The 17,248-nt window shown below is 32.3% G+C and carries 18 protein-coding genes; 12 read left to right on the top strand and 6 right to left on the bottom strand.

The window, feature by feature from the left end:
- Positions 1-63: 63 nt before the first annotated feature.
- A complete protein-coding gene (locus tag ACR9ES_RS09285; protein ID WP_274634827.1) occupies positions 64-291 on the top strand; it encodes a hypothetical protein in 228 nt (75 codons plus the stop codon).
- Between the two features lie 34 nt (positions 292-325).
- On the opposite strand, the gene ACR9ES_RS09280 is transcribed toward ACR9ES_RS09285, so the two are convergent.
- Positions 326-1,966, bottom strand: coding sequence for a G-D-S-L family lipolytic protein (locus ACR9ES_RS09280; RefSeq protein ID WP_435254007.1), 1,641 nt, complete (start codon positions 1,964-1,966; stop codon positions 326-328).
- A gap of 11 nt (positions 1,967-1,977) precedes the next feature.
- Positions 1,978-4,698 carry a TonB-dependent receptor gene (locus ACR9ES_RS09275; protein ID WP_435254006.1) on the bottom strand — a complete coding sequence of 907 codons (2,721 nt, stop codon included), beginning with the start codon at positions 4,696-4,698 and terminating at the stop codon, positions 1,978-1,980.
- Positions 4,699-4,891: 193 nt separating this feature from the next.
- On the opposite strand from ACR9ES_RS09275, the gene ACR9ES_RS09270 reads away from it, so the two are divergent.
- Positions 4,892-5,827, top strand: coding sequence for a bifunctional riboflavin kinase/FAD synthetase (locus ACR9ES_RS09270; protein WP_435254005.1), 936 nt, complete (start codon positions 4,892-4,894; stop codon positions 5,825-5,827).
- A gap of 54 nt (positions 5,828-5,881) precedes the next feature.
- Complete coding sequence (serS, locus tag ACR9ES_RS09265) at positions 5,882-7,156, top strand: serine--tRNA ligase (RefSeq protein WP_435254004.1); 1,275 nt, start codon at positions 5,882-5,884, stop codon at positions 7,154-7,156.
- A gap of 92 nt (positions 7,157-7,248) precedes the next feature.
- Here the strand turns inward: serS and ACR9ES_RS09260 are convergent, their stop codons facing one another.
- Complete coding sequence (locus ACR9ES_RS09260) at positions 7,249-7,392, bottom strand: hypothetical protein (protein ID WP_166627718.1); 144 nt, start codon at positions 7,390-7,392, stop codon at positions 7,249-7,251.
- Positions 7,393-7,513: 121 nt separating this feature from the next.
- Between ACR9ES_RS09260 and ACR9ES_RS09255 the strand changes: the two genes are divergently transcribed.
- The 5 genes from ACR9ES_RS09255 (at position 7,514) to mgtE (ending at position 12,119) form a co-directional block, all read left to right on the top strand.
- Positions 7,514-9,292: a tetratricopeptide repeat protein gene (locus tag ACR9ES_RS09255; RefSeq protein WP_435254003.1), complete on the top strand. Its 1,779-nt coding sequence runs from the start codon at positions 7,514-7,516 to the stop codon at positions 9,290-9,292.
- Positions 9,293-9,369: 77 nt separating this feature from the next.
- Positions 9,370-9,699, top strand: a complete 330-nt coding sequence (locus tag ACR9ES_RS09250) for a DUF4286 family protein (protein WP_435254002.1) — start codon at positions 9,370-9,372, stop codon at positions 9,697-9,699.
- 2 nt (positions 9,700-9,701) lie between these two features.
- On the top strand, positions 9,702-9,890 hold the full coding sequence (locus ACR9ES_RS09245) for a hypothetical protein (protein ID WP_120185813.1): 189 nt from the start codon (positions 9,702-9,704) through the stop codon (positions 9,888-9,890).
- A 12-nt stretch (positions 9,891-9,902) separates the two neighbouring features.
- Entirely contained in the window at positions 9,903-10,706 is an 804-nt protein-coding gene (rsmA, locus tag ACR9ES_RS09240; RefSeq protein WP_435254001.1) for a 16S rRNA (adenine(1518)-N(6)/adenine(1519)-N(6))-dimethyltransferase RsmA, read from the top strand.
- 63 nt (positions 10,707-10,769) lie between these two features.
- Positions 10,770-12,119: a magnesium transporter gene (gene mgtE / locus ACR9ES_RS09235; RefSeq protein WP_435254000.1), complete on the top strand. Its 1,350-nt coding sequence runs from the start codon at positions 10,770-10,772 to the stop codon at positions 12,117-12,119.
- Positions 12,120-12,166: 47 nt separating this feature from the next.
- On the opposite strand, the gene ACR9ES_RS09230 is transcribed toward mgtE, so the two are convergent.
- Both ACR9ES_RS09230 and ACR9ES_RS09225 read right to left on the bottom strand, forming a co-directional pair.
- The gene (locus ACR9ES_RS09230) at positions 12,167-12,844 is read right to left on the bottom strand and encodes a LysE family translocator (RefSeq protein WP_435253999.1); all 678 of its coding nucleotides are present in this window, start codon (positions 12,842-12,844) and stop codon (positions 12,167-12,169) included.
- Between the two features lie 20 nt (positions 12,845-12,864).
- Complete coding sequence (locus ACR9ES_RS09225) at positions 12,865-13,914, bottom strand: 2Fe-2S iron-sulfur cluster-binding protein (protein WP_435253998.1); 1,050 nt, start codon at positions 13,912-13,914, stop codon at positions 12,865-12,867.
- A 157-nt stretch (positions 13,915-14,071) separates the two neighbouring features.
- Here ACR9ES_RS09225 and ACR9ES_RS09220 point away from each other — a divergent pair, with 157 nt between their 5' ends.
- From ACR9ES_RS09220 to ACR9ES_RS09205, 4 genes are read left to right on the top strand one after another with little or no spacing between them, the layout of a single operon-like run.
- Positions 14,072-14,410 (top strand): PadR family transcriptional regulator, encoded by a 339-nt coding sequence (locus ACR9ES_RS09220; protein ID WP_274634301.1) that lies wholly within the window; start codon positions 14,072-14,074, stop codon positions 14,408-14,410.
- Positions 14,411-14,421: 11 nt separating this feature from the next.
- Positions 14,422-15,099 carry a hypothetical protein gene (locus ACR9ES_RS09215; protein WP_435253997.1) on the top strand — a complete coding sequence of 226 codons (678 nt, stop codon included), beginning with the start codon at positions 14,422-14,424 and terminating at the stop codon, positions 15,097-15,099.
- A gap of 3 nt (positions 15,100-15,102) precedes the next feature.
- Entirely contained in the window at positions 15,103-15,765 is a 663-nt protein-coding gene (locus tag ACR9ES_RS09210; RefSeq protein WP_435253996.1) for a hypothetical protein, read from the top strand.
- 5 nt (positions 15,766-15,770) lie between these two features.
- Positions 15,771-16,469 (top strand): hypothetical protein, encoded by a 699-nt coding sequence (locus tag ACR9ES_RS09205; RefSeq protein WP_435253995.1) that lies wholly within the window; start codon positions 15,771-15,773, stop codon positions 16,467-16,469.
- Positions 16,470-16,510: 41 nt separating this feature from the next.
- Here ACR9ES_RS09205 and rsmI read toward each other — a convergent pair whose 3' ends face one another.
- Positions 16,511-17,182 carry a 16S rRNA (cytidine(1402)-2'-O)-methyltransferase gene (gene rsmI / locus ACR9ES_RS09200; protein WP_435253994.1) on the bottom strand — a complete coding sequence of 224 codons (672 nt, stop codon included), beginning with the start codon at positions 17,180-17,182 and terminating at the stop codon, positions 16,511-16,513.
- Positions 17,183-17,248: the final 66 nt, after the last annotated feature.

The following is a 17,248-nucleotide window of genomic DNA, read 5'->3' as shown; positions in this document are numbered from 1 at the left end:
AATCCTAAGCCTAACCGTTTAGGATTTTTATTTTTGTATTAGAAAACTATTTCAAAAGAACAGATGAAGACATTACTTAAAATATTATTTGTAATTTTTTTACTATGGATGATTGTAGGAGCTTATCTTTTAAACACTGACCATCCCAAAGGTCAAGTTGTAATGGGCTTAGGCGTTTTATACATGTCTTTTGTATTAATGCCTATATTTATATACCATAGGTACAAAGATGGTAAGTATAAAAAATACATTATCAATTCTGATAAGAACAAAAAAAAAGCTGAGGACTAATCCTCAGCTTTTTTGTTTTCTAAATTCTGTTTGTTTATTGTAAGAAAGGCGAATAGTTTGTAGGATAATCTACTGCTTTTGCTAAACCATCTTTAGCAACTTCAAAATTAGAACCATATGCTTCATCAATCGCTAATAACATTTGGTTAGCCATTAACGCATATCCTCTAGCTGTTAAATGAATTCCATCTAAACTCACTAAACCTCCAGTTGCTAAACTCGTATTTAAGTTGTAGTCTCCAAACTCTAAACCTGTAGTAGAAGCTTTTTCTAAAAGAGCTTTTAAGTCAACAAAAGCCAATCCTTTAGCTTCCGCCATTGCTTTTATTGTTGTATTATATCCATCTGTAGCTGTTTTAATTTCTGCTTGTTCTTCTGGAGTTAACACCCATTTATCAGACAGTGGTAATGTTATTCCTTCTGCTGAAAACTGACCTGCTAACGAAGCTGGCAATAACCCACCACTTTGAGCTATCAAATCTGCTGCTGCTGCTGTATTAACTGTTCCTATGATTCCACTACTAGGTAATACTAATAAATCATTTTCTGTGGCTGATCTTGCTTTTCCATATTGCTTACCTAATAATTGAGCTACTAATGGTGCTGCTGCCTCTGGTAATCCTAGAGATTGAACAAAAGGAACAAAACTAGGACTTGCCTGTAAACCACCAATAATATACTGTTCTAAATCAGTAGCGTTTTCATCTTCTATAACTACAGGACTAGCCGCTGTTTTAGAAAACACAATTGATCTTTCTGGTTCACCTGCCGCTGCGTATACCTGATTAATTGCTCCATAAACATTATTAAGTAAATCTATCTGAGCTGCAAACTCTTCATTTGAAGGATCTAATGGAGCGTAAGGTACAGTTGTAAAATGTGGTAATGTTGTAATATAAGGTAAATTTGCCACTACCCCCTTAGCATCTGAAGTTGGTGCTAAAGTGTTAATAATAGCTCCAAATACTTGTTCAAAAACTGCTTGTGGAGTGATTTCTCCAGCAGCACCTCCTGCAACAGCATAATCTAACACGTCATTTCCTCCCATTTCAGATAAGGTAAAAAAAGTTGGTTGTTTTGATGCTATTTCAGCTAATAAGGTAGATTGAGTTGGACTCATTCTAACAAAATAAGGATTAGCCGTAGCCGGTTCTACCTGTAAGCCAGCAGGACTACCGTAACCTGGAGCTAAAAAATGAAAGCTTTTCACTCCTGGAATTCCATAGTTACTAAAACTTGCTGCATTTGTTGCTGGATAACCTGCTATGGTTGTTGGCGTTTTATCAAGCCCTGTTGGTAACCCTGTTGTAGCATCAAAATAATACCTTGGGTCTAAAACAACATCACCTGTTACTGGATGAATCATTCCCCCAATATTATCTTCCATTAAAGGTTGATTAAAATCTCCACCTCCTACCATAGCAAATTTACTTGCTAAAATATTTGGAAAAGAATTTTGTTGTCCAATCTTGAACAAAGCTCCATCAGTATACCCTGCTGTAAAAGAACCTCCTACTGCTATATAACTTGAAAAGTCTACACTTCCTGCACTTAAAGCTATGTTGTTTTCTGCTTCAGCTTCTTCTTTAATTTCTGGTAAGGTATTATCTACATCACAGGCAGCAAAACCTAAAAATAACGCAGATAAAAAAGTATATTTTATTGTGTTTTTCATTGTTTCTTTTTTTAGTTGTTGATAGTCCATGAAATGTAGTATTGAGAACCAACAGCTCCCACTCCTGGGGCACTTAAGTATTCTTTTCCTGTTAAATTAGAACCTCCTACTTTAAACACAGACTTTATTGATGGGATAGAGTAGTTAACTTGAGCATCAAGAACTGTTCTTTCTTCTATTGTGCCTTCTAAGAAAGTAGATTGCCAATAAAACTCATCTTGCCAACGTGCACTAATGTTAAAACCAAAATTTTCAAATAAATTTGGGTGTCCAAATTGCATTTTTACTTTATGCTCAGGTGTATTAAAACCTGCTTCGAAATCTGGGTCAGCTGCTTGATCAAAATCAAATCTAGACCATGTATAATTTAATCCTATATCAAATCCATTAAAAATTTTAGTGTTTAATCCTAAACCTACTCCGTATGAATTTACATCTACTGTTGAGTTTGTCTTTACACTAAAAGTTCTTATCAAGTCTCTATTTTGTAAATTACTAAGAGTAGGTTGTGTCGTAGGGTCAACTAAAACAACCACGTCTTTATTTGAAATAAAGTCAGAGTACATATTATAATAAGTACTAAAATCTACTGATAACTTGTTTTCTCCTAAAGGAAGCGCTGCTCGATAACCTATTTCAAATGACTTTACTTTTTCTGGATTTACCAAAGCTGTTTTAACTAGAGAAGGATCTGGAACACTTGGATCGTTTGGTGCATCTGCTTTTTCAGTAATTGAAGCCGCTGAATACCCTCTATTAAGTACATCTTGACCTGTTAAGGTAAAAGTCCCTGTTGTAGTTTGTGCAGTAGCAGAAAAACGATCAATATTATCTGGAGCTGTTCCTAAAATGTATCCTGCTCCTGTAGCTAAACCAATGTATTGATCTTGTGTTGTAGGATTACGGAATCCTGTTTGAAAAGATGCTCTAAAGTTGTGGTTTTTACTTTCACCTGCTGCATAAGCTAATGAAACTCTTGGTGTGAAGTTACCATCAAAGTTATCTGACTTATCATAACGTGCAGAAGCTGTAAACTTTAAACGATCATCCATCATTTTCTTTTGGATTTGTGTATATACACCATATTCTCCATATTTAATTGGCCCGTCATTATCAGTATAAATAGTTCCGTAAGAGTTTAATCTATATTGTCTATAAGAACCTCCAACTTGAACCTCAGCCCAATCGATATAATCACGTAAATTTAAGTTTGCATCTGCATGATAATAACTTGTATTATCTCTAAACTTAGATCCTGTTAATAAGTCTGGGTCAGAAGTCACCTCATTAAATAATCTTGTAAATTCAGCAGAACCAGGTTCTGGTCTGTTTCTATCAGCAAACTCTCTAGCTATATCATGTGATCCATGCATTAAATATGCTCCCGCATATTCTTGAAACCAAGCTGTATTATCTTTCCATTTGCCATTTATATTGATTGCAGCAAAACGAGTATCGTAAGAATCTCCTGCGTCTTCACCTGCGTAATATCCTCTAACAAAGAAGTTTTTACCTCTAACTTCTAATTTGTGTTGCTCCATAAAGAAATTAGCAAGATTGTAACGGTTTTGTCCTTGGTAAATAGTATTACCTGTACCATATTTAGAGTTCCATATTATTTCTACTCGATCATTTCCTAATGGACGATAGTGAATAGCTCCATTGAACTTTACACTTTTTGCTTCGTTAGACATTAAATCTACCTCTCTATATCCTGTTCTACTAACTTTTCCAATAGCTCCTCCTAAATCAACAGAAACTTCATCTCCATAAGTATTTGCGCCATCATAATTAGGATCATCATTATGACTCATACCTGGAATATATGTACCACCGATACCTGTTGTGTTTCTATAATCAGTAGCATGCCATTCTTCTCCTTTCAAATAAGAGAAACTAGCTTTAACTGCAAAATAATCATCAAAAGCATGTGCCATTTTGATAGTAGCATCATAATAACCATTGTCTCCTGCTGCTTCTTGACTTGTTAAACCTGCTTTTAAACCTACACTAATTCCTTGTTCATTAAATGGGTTTTCACTACGCATTAACATAATACCGTTAAATGCGTTAGCCCCATATAGAGCAGAAGCGGCTCCTGGTAAAATTTCAACACTTTTTACATCTACTTCAGAAATTCCTAATAAGTTTCCAATTGCAAAGTTTAATGCTGGAGATGCATTATCCATTCCATCAACCAACTGAACAAAACGCTCATTACCAAAAGTAGCAAAACCACGAGTGTTAACTGTTTTAAATGTTAAACCTCCTGAGTTAATATCTACTCCTTTTAAATTTTCTAAACCATCATAATACGATGCAGAAGCGGTATTTTTAATCGCTCTTGAATCAAAACGTTCAATAGTTACAGGCGATTCCATAACACGTTCTGGGGTTCTAGAAGCTGAGATAACAACTTCATCTAACGAAGTAGCATTTTCGGTTAAGCTAACCTCAACAACTTGGTTGTTTTTAGTTATTTCAACTGTTTGTGTTTGATACCCTAAAGAAGAGATTTCAATTGTAAACGGTGGGGTATCTGTTACCGTCATTGTAAACTTTCCGTCAAAATCAGTAGAAGTACCAACTGCTTTTCTTGAAACCTTAATGTTTGCTCCCGGAATAGGCTCTCCTAATGAGACGTCTTTTACCGTACCTGTAATGGTAGTTTGAGCAACCATTATTGCTGTGCCAAATAGCACAAATGCAACAAGTAATAGTTTTTTCATCATAATGTAAAATAATTTGTTAACTGCTTTGCAAAATACAATTTTTTTTCATTTACGAAATATATCCTGTTCTTTTTTACTATTTTATTAAATAATTAGATAATTTTTTTACTAAATCTGAATTTTAGATTTTATTCTTGAAATATTATTTATCCTCTTATACAAATTGTATTTTTGCCTAAATTTATTTGTAACCTTGGAAATTACACATTCTATTTTTGACTTCACTCCTACTCAAAAAACAATAGTTACCATTGGTACTTTTGATGGTGTGCACATTGGGCATCAAAAAATTATTGAAAAGCTAGTGCATGAAGCAAAATCTAGCGGAAAAAAATCGGTACTACTTACTTTTTTTCCACACCCTAGAATGGTGTTACAAAAAGACGTTTCTATCAAATTGATTAATACAATTGATGAACGTGCACAACATCTTGAAAAATTGGGATTAGATTATTTAATCATTCATCCGTTTAGTAAAGAGTTTTCAAGACTTACTGCTTTAGACTTTGTTCGAGATGTTCTAGTGAATCGACTAAACATTTCTAAATTAATCATTGGATACGATCATCACTTCGGAAAAAATAGAGAAGGAAACATTGAACAACTAACCGAATATTCTCATTTATACGATTTTACGGTGGAAGAAATTCCTGCTCAAGATATTGATGAAGTTTCTGTAAGCTCTACCAAAATTAGAAAAGCACTTGCTAACGGTCAGTTAAAAACCGCTAACAACTATTTAGGATATAACTTTTCTCTCACAGGAAAAGTTGTAAACGGCAAACAATTAGGCGGCAAAATAGGATTTCCTACTGCTAATATTGATGTTTTTGAAGAGTATAAATTGATTCCTAAAACTGGAGTTTACGTTGTCAAATCAACTATACACAATGCTTCTGTTTACGGAATGATGAATATTGGAAATCGTCCTACTGTTGATGGCGAATACCAAACCATTGAAGTCCACTTTTTTGATTTCAACCAAAACCTATATGATAAAGAGTTAACCATTGAACTGTTATACTTTTTAAGAGATGAACAAAAGTTCGATTCTGTTCCCGATTTAATATCACAACTTAAAAAAGACAAAGAAACTTCTTTAAACTACCTCAAAACAATTAGCCTCTAGCATTGCTTAAGTCTGTTGCTTCTTTTATCTTTGCTTTTCTTAAAAATTAAAAAGATGTTACAGGTTCAGTTTATTAGAGAAAACAAACAAACTGTTTTAGACGGATTAGCAAAACGTAATTTTGCTGATGCCGAAGCAATTATTGAAGAAGTATTAACTACTGATGAAACACGTAGAGCTACACAAGTTTCGTTAGACAATATATTGGCTGAATCTAACAAAATATCCAAGGAAATTGGTGGTCTTTTTAAATCTGGTAAAGTTGAAGAAGCGAATCAACTAAAAGCAAAAACAGGTGAATTAAAAGAGGAATCTAAACAATTAACTGAAGAGTTAAACGCTGCTGCTGATAAATTAAACGAGTTATTATATCAAATTCCTAACATTCCGCATGCTTCTGTAAAAGCAGGAAAGAATGAAGAAGATAATGAAGAAGTTTTTAAAGAAGGAATTATTCCTGATTTAGGAGAAAATGCGTTACCTCACTGGGAATTAGCTAAGAAATACGATATCATCGATTTTGAATTAGGTGTAAAAATTACAGGTGCTGGTTTTCCTGTATATAAAGGAAAAGGAGCTCGTTTACAACGTGCTTTAATCAACTATTTCTTAGACAAGAATACAGCGGCTGGTTATAATGAAGTACAAGTTCCTCATTTGGTAAATGAAGCTTCTGGTTTTGGTACGGGTCAGTTACCTGACAAAGAAGGACAAATGTATCATGTAACTGGAGATAACTTATACTTAATTCCTACAGCTGAAGTTCCAGTAACCAATATGTTTAGAGATGAAATCGTACAAGAAAATGATTTACCAATTACTGTAACTGGTTACACCCCTTGTTTTCGTCGTGAAGCGGGAAGCTACGGAGCACATGTTCGTGGATTAAATCGTTTACATCAATTTGATAAAGTAGAAATTGTTCGTGTTGAGCACCCTGATAATTCTTACAATGCCTTAAACGGAATGGTAGAACATATCAAGGAAATTTTACGTGAATTAAAATTACCGTATCGTATTTTACGTTTATGTGGTGGTGATACAGGATTTACTTCTGCCTTAACTTTTGATTTTGAATTATACTCAACTGCTCAAGAACGTTGGTTAGAAATTAGTTCTGCTTCAAATTTTGAGACTTTTCAAGCAAATCGTTTAAAGTTACGTTTCAAAAATAAAGAAGGAAAGAGTCAATTAGTACACACTTTAAACGGAAGCTCTTTAGCCTTACCTCGTGTGTTGGCTGGTATTTTAGAGAATTACCAAACTGAAAACGGAATTAAAATTCCTGAAGTATTAGTTCCTTACTGTGGTTTTGATATGATTGATTAATCAATCTTCAATATAAAAATGAAAAAATCCCAAGCCTCAATTACGATGCTTGGGATTTTTAATTAATCAATCCCCATTGAAAAAAAATATGTTTAGTTGGCAACTACCGCTACCATTAATCTCTTGTATTTGTTCATTTCAAGCAATGCTTCAAAATATTGAGTTATTTGACCTTTTCTCATAAACTCATTTGCATTCTGCTTTGCTATCTCGTATTGTGTAGTAAAGTTTTTCATAATTAACATTGTTTAGTTGTTTTACTAATAAGACAAAGTTCGTGCCAAAATGTTACAGTACTTTTCAAAAAAGCACCCCTTTTAATAGTATTTTAACAATTATGTTCAGTATTTTTGATAAATGAAAAGAGTCGTTATTCTATTTAATTTACTGGTATTTAGTTTGTTTTGTCATGCACAACAAAACGAATTTATCATTGCTGAAAATTATTTTAGAAATAATGAATATGAAAAAGCAATTCAGTTATATAAAGAGTTATACAACCAAAGCCCTTACAACACTACTTATTTAGAAAGATTAATTACTTGCTACCAAGAAACCGAACAATTTTCAGTTGCTGAAGAGCTTCTTTTTCAAAAGTTAAAAGAAAAACCAAATTTAGCTTACTTGCATGTTGTTCTAGGTCACAACTTCGAACGTCAAGAAAAAATAGATACTGCAAACAAACACTATCAATTAGCAATAGAATCCATTAATAACAAGGCTAATTACGGAGCATTAATTGCTGGTATGTTTAAAAATTACAGCAAACTAGATTTAGCTATTGAAACCTTTCAAAAAATAATGGATATAAATCCGAAAGCTAATTATGGGTTTCAAATGGCTCAAATTTATGGTGAAAAAGGTGATTTTAAACAAATGTTCGAATCATACATCGATTTGGTTGATAAAAACGAAGGCTACCTCAACAATGTTAAACGTTATGCTGGTAAATACTTAACCGATGATAGTGAAGATGAAAATAATATTTTATTCAAAAAAGCTTTATTAAAAAGATCTATAAGTAACCCAAAAGACATTTGGAACGACCTACTTTCTTGGTTGTTTATTAGGCAAAAAGAATACAGCAAAGCACTTATTCAAAGCAAAGCATTGTTTGCCAGAGATCCTGATAATTTAAATAGGATTAATGAACTAGGTAAAATAGCTTTGGAAAATAAAGACTACGAAACTGCTAAAGAATGTTTTGATCTTATTATTGAAAACACCAATTACCCAAGAGATAAGTTTGAAGCCATAAACAACAATCTGAGAATAGCTATAGATACAAGCCAACCAGACATTGACCAACGTTTTGATGCTATTTTTAAAGAATACGGTATAAATTCAAAAACATTATTCACCCAAATAGCTTATGCCGATTATTTAACCTTTACCAAAAACACCCCTGAAGAAGCTGAAGTTATTCTACAAAAATCTTTAGATTTTTCTAACTCAAGGTTTATAAAAGCTTCTATAAAATTAAAGTTGGGAGATGTTTTAGTGTACATGGGTAAATTCAATAAAGCTCTCATTTATTATTCACAAGTACAAACATTATTTAAAAATCATAATATTGGGCAAGAAGCTCGTTTTAAGGTAGCCCAAGCATCTTACTTTAAAAACGACTTTAAATGGGCTAAAGCACAACTAAAAGTTTTAAAAGGGTCAGCATCTCAACTTATTGCCAACGATGCAGCAAACCTGTTTTTAACTATTTCAGACAACGAACCTAAAGACAGTATATCTTCTGGATTGAAAGAATATGCTAAAGCCGATTTGTTAGCTTTTCAGAATAAAAACGACGAAGCTATTGTTGTTTTAAGTGAAATTATTACAACTTATAGAGGACAAGCTATTGAAGACGAAGCCTTATTTAAACAAGCTCAGTTATTTATTAAAAAGAAGCTATTTGATGAAGCTATTTTAAATTATGCTAAAATCATAGCCTTAGATAAAAAAGGAATTTATGTTGATGATGTATATTACTACATGGCAGAATTATACAACAACGAATTAAATAACCCAGAAAAGGCTAAAGAATACTATCAAAAGATTATTTTTGACCACCCTTCGAGCATCTATTTAGTAGAAGCTCGTAAAAAGTTCAGAAAACTAAGAGGAGACGATATTAATTAAAGCAACAATTTCACTATTTATCAACCAAGTAAAGCTTGTTTAATAGATTAATTCATCACTTACTAAATTATAAAAAGATGTACATATACAACGTAACCGTAAATATAGACGAAAGTATCCACGCCGAATGGTTAATTTGGATTGAAAACCATATCCCAGAAGTGTTAGCAACGGGGCATTTTATCAGTGCAAAAATGACGCAAGTACTGGTTGAAGAAGAAATGGGAGGAATTACCTATTCTATTCAATATACAGCAAGAACTCGTGAAGATTTGGATAACTACTACAAGTACAGTGCAGATAAATTACGTAATGACGGATTAATAAAATTTGCAGATAAAATGCTAGCATTCCGTACAGAACTTAAAGTAGTTAATGAGTTTTATCCGACAGTGAATAGTAATTAAAAATGCAAGAAAAAATCTATCAAAAGAAAAAACTACTCATAATCGTAGGAATACTCATAGCAACTTTAGGTGGAGTTATGGGATATTACACTTATGATAATAACCCTTGGGAAACCATTAGTGGAGTAATTAGCGGGATAGGTTTTGGACTAACATTTATTGCCTTAACAATAAAACCACCAACCAAATAGATACAATAAAGAATGACCGTAAGAGCTAAAAAACATTTAGGACAGCATTTTTTAAACGATGAAAACATCGCAAAAAAAATAGCTGATACTTTAACCGAAAACGGATACGATAACGTATTAGAAATCGGTCCTGGAATGGGGGTTTTAACAAAGTATTTATTAGAAAAAAAGCCTAAAGTTACCGTAATGGAACTTGATTCTGAATCGGTGGTTTATTTACAAGACACCTTTCCTGTTGAACATATTAAGTTAGACACTTCAAAAGAAAAATTTAATATCATTGAAGGTGATTTCTTAAAAAAGAACTTTACAGAAATATTCAACAAACAACAAGTAGCTATTATAGGAAACTTTCCTTACAATATTTCATCACAAATTGTTTTTAAAGCGATTGAAAACAGAGAGTATGTTCCTGAATTTTCAGGAATGTTTCAAAAAGAAGTAGCTGAACGAATTGCTGAAAAAGAAGGAAGCAAAACCTACGGAATATTATCCGTATTAACGCAGGCTTTTTACGATGCTGAGTATTTATTTACCGTTCCTCCGTCAGTTTTCAACCCACCTCCAAAAGTAGATTCTGGAGTTATTCGTCTTATCAGAAAAGAAAACTATACACTTCCTGTAGATGAAAAATTATTCTTTAGAGTCGTAAAAACTGCTTTCAATCAACGAAGAAAAATGTTGCGTTCAAGCTTAAAATCTTTCAATCTTTCGGATACCTTAAAAGAAGACCCTATATTTGCGATGCGTCCCGAGCAATTATCGGTACAAAAATTCATAGAATTGACACAAAAAATAGCGCAAGACAACAGTTAAACGCTTATTTTTAAGTTAGTTTTAGAATATTCAACTCTCTATTATCGGCTAAAATCGTAAACGATGGCATTAGAAATTACGAAAGACTTACTAGAGCGCGTAGAAGATCTTATACAAAATCAGAAAGATAAATCGCTTTCTAAATTTTTCTCAGACTTCCACCATGCAGATATTGCAGAAGTATTAGATGAATTGTCTTTTGATGATGCTGTATATATCATTCGATTACTAGACAGCGAAACCACTTCAGAAGTATTAATGGATGTTGATGAGGAAGTTCGTGAAAACATTCTTGAACAACTTTCTGCTAAAGAAATTGCCGAAGAAATTGATGAATTAGATACCGATGATGCTGCCGATGTCATTGCTGAACTTCCAGAAGAGCGTAAACAAGATGTAATTCAACAAATTGAAGACCGTGAACACGCCAAAGAAATCGTTGAATTATTACGTTACGATGAAGATTCTGCTGGGGGATTAATGGCTAAAGAGCTTGTAAAGGTTAATGAAAACTGGAATGTACTTACCTGTGTTAAAAAAATGCGTTTGCAAGCAGAAGAAGTAACCAGAGTACACTCCATTTACGTAGTAGACGATGAAGGGAAACTGAAAGGACGTTTGTCTTTAAAAGACCTTTTAATGGCGTCTACCCGTGCTAAAATATCAGATGTTTATATTCCTAAAGTAGATTTTGTTCATGTTCATGATAAAGCAGAAGAAGTTGCTAATATTATGAGTAAATATGACCTTGAAGCGATTCCTGTTGTTGATGAATTAGGTGTTTTAGTAGGAAGAATTACCATTGATGATATTGTTGATGTAATTAAAGAGGAAGCTGAAAAAGATTACCAATTAGCTGCCGGTATTACCCAAGATGTAGATTCTGAAGATAGTATTTTTGCCTTAACCAAAGCACGTTTACCTTGGTTATTCTTAGGAATGGTTGGTGGACTGAGTGCTGCTAGCATTATGGGAGTTTTTCAAGATGCTATGGAAAAAAGTCCTATTCTCTTTTTATTTACACCACTAATTGCGGCGATGGCGGGTAATGTAGGAGTACAATCCTCAGCAATTATTGTACAAGGTTTAGCTAATGACGGAATTAAAGGTTCTATCTGGAATCGTTTATTAAAAGAAGTTTCTTTAGCAATGCTTAATGGGGTAATCTTAGCTATTTTATTATTCTCTTTTGTATGGATAGCCAAAGGGGATTTTCAAGTAGCTTTAGCGATTTCTACTTCACTATTTTCAGTTATTATTGTCGCTGGTTTGGTTGGTACCTCTATTCCGTTAATTTTAGATAAATATGGAATAGATCCTGCTATTGCAACAGGACCTTTTATTACAACCAGTAATGATATTTTTGGAATTCTAATTTACTTTTCAATAGCCAAAATGATTATTGGCTTTTAATCGAAGAGCATAGCCAAGGAATAAATTCCCCGGAGCTTTTCCGTAGTTTAATCTATAGATTCTACTTTTTCAATCAGATTATCAATTTTTTCATTAGGAATAAAGCCTTTCAACATTAGGAAAGCTCCGAAAACGATGAGTAATATTCCCATTCCGCGTTTTATACGGTAAATAACTAAAGGAGTTAATCTACTTTTTAATTGTTTTGCTAAAAGTATCTTTCCTAAATCGGTAATCATATATCCTGCTATTACAGTACCAAAATACCATACTAAATACTTCGGATTCATATCGTAAGTAGGACCAATTACCACAATCAATCCTAACCAAAACGCTAAGACTCCAATATTGATAAAGTTTAAAAAGAATCCTTTAAGCAACAGTTTTAGGTAGTTGTTGCTTTCTGGTAAAGCAACATCAGGTGCTTCTGCTTCCTTTTTATTGTTTTTATCTAAATACGTAATTAATCCGTAAACAATTAAGACCAATCCGCCGATAAGAAACAACCGCGGATCGTCTTTTATTTTTTCTAACAGACTTCTACTTCCAAAATAGGCAATTAACATAAAAGAAATATCCCCTAAAATCACCCCAAGATCAAAGGCAATAGCTGCTCGAGCACCTTTTAAAATACTTGTTTTTATTAGCATAAAAAACACTGGCCCTATCATAAAAGCCATAAAAACACCTACTAAAAAAGCGTTTTTAAAATCGTAGAAATCCATAGTTATAAAGTTACGACTTACTAAACATCGTCAAAATCTACCACAATCTTCTGAGTCGTCGGATGCGCTTGACACGTAAGAATTAATCCTTCTTCTAATTCTTCGTCTGTTAAAATTGAGTTTTTCGCCATTACTGCTTCTCCTTCGGTAACTTTTGCAATACAACTACTGCAAACCCCTCCTTGACAAGAATAAGGAGCATCTAATTTATGGTGTAAAGAAGCCGCTAAAACCGTATCTGTCTTCTCCATCATAAAAGTATGCTCTTCATCATCTAACAGTACAGTGATTTCAGATTTTCCATCAGGAATATTTAACGCTGCTTCTTCATCTGAAACGCTTGCAGTAAATAATTCAAAATTGATATCTCTTTCATCAAACCCATCTTCTTGTAGTGTATTAGAAACCGTTTGAATCATCTCTTCTGGTCCACATAAATATACAGAATCAAAAGCAATATCTTTATGAATATTCTTTACGAAGTAATTTACAAGTCCTTTGTCAATTCTACCAAACTTAGTATTCGTTCTCACCTCTTGGCTAAATACATAGTGTAAATTTAATTGAGAAGGATGTTTTTCTGCTAACTCATTTAATTCATCGTAAAAAATAGTACTCTCTGCTTTCTTGTTTCCAAAAACCAAAGTAATTGTTGAAGTTGGTTCATTTTCTAACACTGCTTTTACCATCGATAAAACTGGTGTAATACCACTTCCTGCAGCAAAAGCTAAATAATTCTTTTGCGCTTGAGGCTCTATGATAAACTTTCCTTCTGGCTCAGAAATTTCTAAAAAAGTATTCTCTTTTAATTTCGTAGTAGCATAGGTTGAGAATTTTCCATGATCAACAGCTTTTACAGCTACTTTTATTTGTTTACTGTTAGGTGAAGCACAAATAGAATAAGCTCTTCTTATTTCCTTATCATCTAAATTGGCTTTTATGGTAATATATTGTCCTGCAATAAAGGTATAATTACTTGCTAACTCAGCAGGAACATCAAATAAAATTGAAACAGCATCTGCCGTTTCCTTTATTATTTTTTCAATACGTAGTTTGTGAAATGTAGACATTTATTCATTTTATAAGGATTACAAAAATAAGAAACTCAGCACGAACAAAAGTCAGGGTTTTTGTAAAAAGTATACCTAAGAATTTTATACATAAGAAAATTATGTATATTTGTTGCGAGTCGCAAACACAAAAAAGCAACCATTCAATATTGACACAATGGGAAATCAGAAATTATATAAAGGCTCTTTACAAACTATTATTTTGAAGTTATTAGCTCAAAATGATAAAATGTACGGATACGAAATCACACAAAAAGTAAAAGAACTTACCAAAGGTGAACTAAAAATTACTGAAGGCGCTTTGTATCCTGCCCTACACAAACTTGAAGCAGAAGGCTTGTTAGATGTTGAAGTTGCTAAAGTTGGTAATCGCTTACGTAAATATTATAAACTTACAGAAAATGGAACGAAAGAAACTGCTAATCGTATTTCAGAAATGCAGGAGTTTTTAAGTACCATGCAACAATTGGTAAACCCTAAGTTTAGTTTGGAATAATTTTTTAAGCTATGGAATTAACAAAAGAACAAATACAAGAAATTGACAACTACATCAATGCTTGTGGTATTAAATTTTATGATGTAAAAGCTGAATTAGTAGACCATTTTGCCTCAATTTTAGAGCATCGTCTAGAAAAAGAACCTAATTTAAATATCAAAAAAGCTATTATAGAAGAACATAAAAAGTTTAGCGACCAAGGCTTTAAAAATTTATTAAAAACAAAAACCGATACTGTTCACAAACGTTTTTATAAGCTGACTTTTTTACACTTACAATCGTTTTTTAAATTACCTAAACTCATAATAACAATTGCTATTTTTTATCTATTTAAAGAATTAATGAACCTCTTTGAAAACAAAGAACATTTCTTCAATTTACTTAGTGGAATTGGTCTTTTTATTATAGCACAATTGTTCATTCGAGTAACTACTAACATTGGAAGTAAAAAAGATAAATTTCTTGTTCTGAATAAGTCAGACATGTTTTTAAACCTTATAAACTCTCTTTTTATCTTTTTTAATAGTAGTGTTACCTTCAGAAGTGACCAAAGTTTCACCAATAATAATTATAATTTAATTCATTTAGGAGTATTTGTTTTATTACTGCTTTTTTATTGGTCTGGGGAATATGTTTTTTATCAAAATAAACAAACCATAAAAAAACAGTACCCTAACGTATTGGTATAAGCTATGGAATTAACGAAAGAACAAATTAAAAAAATAGATCTTTTTTTAGAAGGAATAGGAATTGAATATCTCGATATCCGTTTTGAAATGGTAGATCATATTGCTACTGAAATTGAAAATACAGTCGAAGATACAAATGCTTTTTTTGAGTATAATGGATTTCAAACTCCTTTTATCAAATATATGCTTAGCAGAAAAAAGGAATACTTCGAAAGCTATAAAAAACAAAAAAGAAAAGCTTTTTGGTTTAACATAAAAAGAACACTTGTTACTGTTTTTAAAGAATCTATAAAACCTATTAATTTTATAGCTATTTTACTCTTTTTATTTGCTATTAATCTCTTGGAAAACTTTAACTTAAAATATGCGAGTGAAGTTGTCTTTGTTTCATTTTTTCTTAGTTTCTTTTATTTTACGATAAAGTTTAATCAGTTTAAAAAGAAATTTGGGGCTATTAAAATTATTCATGCTTATGCATCTATTTTTATGTTCAACTACATTGTCTCTTTTCACTTTCCTGGAATTACCCCTATTTTTAGTGAAAGTAGTTATTCTCCTTTTCTTCTATATAAATGTGCTATAGCTTTAATAGTTAATATTTTAGTTTTTAAATGTTATCTAAATGAAAAATCAAACATTGAAAAGCGCCTTAAAAATTTAGCTTAAATACTATGAAACTAACCGACCAACATATAGAACAATTATACAAGTTTACACGTCAACATTTTGTTGAGCATTATGATGTGCAAACAGAGTTAGTAGATCACTTAGCTAACGATATTGAACAAATTTGGGAAGAAAATCCAACACTCACTTTTGAGCAAGCTCGCGATAAATCGTTCAAAAAATTTGGTGTTTTTGGGTTTATGAATGTCGTTGAAGAAAAACAAAAGCAAATGAATAAAAAGTACAGAAAAATTATTTGGAGCTACCTAAAACAATGGTTTACGCTACCTAAAATAATTTTAACTCTAAGTTCTGTTTTTATCTTTTATTTTTTATTCCAAATACCATATTATGGAAAGTATTTTTTCTACGGTTTAGAAGTTTTCTTTTTCCTTTTTATAATAATTAGATGTCAATTTTTAATCAAGCAACAAAAGCAGCGAGTAAAAGAAACTGGTAAAAACTGGTTATTAGAAGATATCATTTTTAAAATGGCATCTACTAACTTTATTGTCTTTTTTTCTAATGTATATAATATTTTTCGATTAGCAGAACTGATGCATAGAAAAGAGTTTACGCTTTTTATTTCTGTCTTTTCGGTTCTTTTAATATTAGTGTCTTACATCACTTTAGAGTTAATCCCTAAAAAGTCAGAAGAATTACTCGAAGCACAGTATCCTGAATATAAATTTGCGAACAATTAAAACTCTAAAAATCCAATTATCTAATAGTCCAACAATCTAAATTACTTTTTCCCTTCAACCACAACAACAATCTCGCCTTTGGCAGGTTTTTCAGTATAATATGCTAACACTTCTTTTACACTTCCTCGCTTGGTTTCTTCAAACAATTTTGTCAATTCTCTAGAAACAGATAATTGTCTATCTTCACCAAAATACTCAGCAAAATTTGCTAAGGTTTTTAATAATTTATGCGGACTCTCATAAAAAATCATGGTGCGTGTTTCTTCTGCTAAGAACTGTAAACGTGTTTGACGTCCTTTTTTTACAGGTAAAAAACCTTCAAAAACAAATTTATCATTTGGTAAGCCAGAATTTACTAATGCAGGCACAAAAGCAGTCGCCCCAGGTAAGCATTCTACCTCTATATTGTTTTGTACACAAGCTCTAGTCAGTAAAAAACCAGGATCAGAAATTGCAGGAGTTCCTGCATCTGAAATCAAAGCAAAAGTTTCACCACTTTGCAAACGTTTTACAATAGCTTCAACCGTTTTATGTTCATTGTGCATGTGGTGCGATTGCATGGGCGTAGCAATATCAAAATGCTTTAGCAACTTTCCGCTAGTACGCGTATCTTCTGCTAAAATATAATCTACTTCTTTTAAGACTTTTAACGCTCTCAGCGTAATATCTTCTAAATTCCCAATCGGTGTAGGCACCAAGTACAATTTGCTCATACAACAAAACTACAAAGTTTTTAGTCTAAAAAGTTAGGAATCTCTACCTTTTTGTACTTTTGCTAT

The organism is Tenacibaculum sp. A30 (assembly GCF_051200845.1).
GTDB lineage: Bacteria > Bacteroidota > Bacteroidia > Flavobacteriales > Flavobacteriaceae > Polaribacter.
This window is presented reverse-complemented; position numbering and strand designations above follow the sequence as displayed.

Coding starts and splice junctions, on each gene's coding strand:
- ACR9ES_RS09225 (WP_435253998.1), bottom strand. CDS start 13,914: ATGTCTACATTTCACAAACTACGTATTGAAAAAATAATAAAGGAAACG.
- ACR9ES_RS09280 (WP_435254007.1), bottom strand. CDS start 1,966: ATGAAAAACACAATAAAATATACTTTTTTATCTGCGTTATTTTTAGGT.
- ACR9ES_RS09220 (WP_274634301.1), top strand. CDS start 14,072: ATGGGAAATCAGAAATTATATAAAGGCTCTTTACAAACTATTATTTTG.
- serS (WP_435254004.1), top strand. CDS start 5,882: ATGTTACAGGTTCAGTTTATTAGAGAAAACAAACAAACTGTTTTAGAC.
- ACR9ES_RS09275 (WP_435254006.1), bottom strand. CDS start 4,698: ATGATGAAAAAACTATTACTTGTTGCATTTGTGCTATTTGGCACAGCA.
- ACR9ES_RS09250 (WP_435254002.1), top strand. CDS start 9,370: ATGTACATATACAACGTAACCGTAAATATAGACGAAAGTATCCACGCC.
- ACR9ES_RS09230 (WP_435253999.1), bottom strand. CDS start 12,844: ATGGATTTCTACGATTTTAAAAACGCTTTTTTAGTAGGTGTTTTTATG.
- rsmI (WP_435253994.1), bottom strand. CDS start 17,182: ATGAGCAAATTGTACTTGGTGCCTACACCGATTGGGAATTTAGAAGAT.
- ACR9ES_RS09255 (WP_435254003.1), top strand. CDS start 7,514: ATGAAAAGAGTCGTTATTCTATTTAATTTACTGGTATTTAGTTTGTTT.
- ACR9ES_RS09210 (WP_435253996.1), top strand. CDS start 15,103: ATGGAATTAACGAAAGAACAAATTAAAAAAATAGATCTTTTTTTAGAA.
- ACR9ES_RS09215 (WP_435253997.1), top strand. CDS start 14,422: ATGGAATTAACAAAAGAACAAATACAAGAAATTGACAACTACATCAAT.
- ACR9ES_RS09245 (WP_120185813.1), top strand. CDS start 9,702: ATGCAAGAAAAAATCTATCAAAAGAAAAAACTACTCATAATCGTAGGA.
- ACR9ES_RS09285 (WP_274634827.1), top strand. CDS start 64: ATGAAGACATTACTTAAAATATTATTTGTAATTTTTTTACTATGGATG.
- rsmA (WP_435254001.1), top strand. CDS start 9,903: ATGACCGTAAGAGCTAAAAAACATTTAGGACAGCATTTTTTAAACGAT.
- ACR9ES_RS09260 (WP_166627718.1), bottom strand. CDS start 7,392: ATGAAAAACTTTACTACACAATACGAGATAGCAAAGCAGAATGCAAAT.
- mgtE (WP_435254000.1), top strand. CDS start 10,770: ATGGCATTAGAAATTACGAAAGACTTACTAGAGCGCGTAGAAGATCTT.
- ACR9ES_RS09205 (WP_435253995.1), top strand. CDS start 15,771: ATGAAACTAACCGACCAACATATAGAACAATTATACAAGTTTACACGT.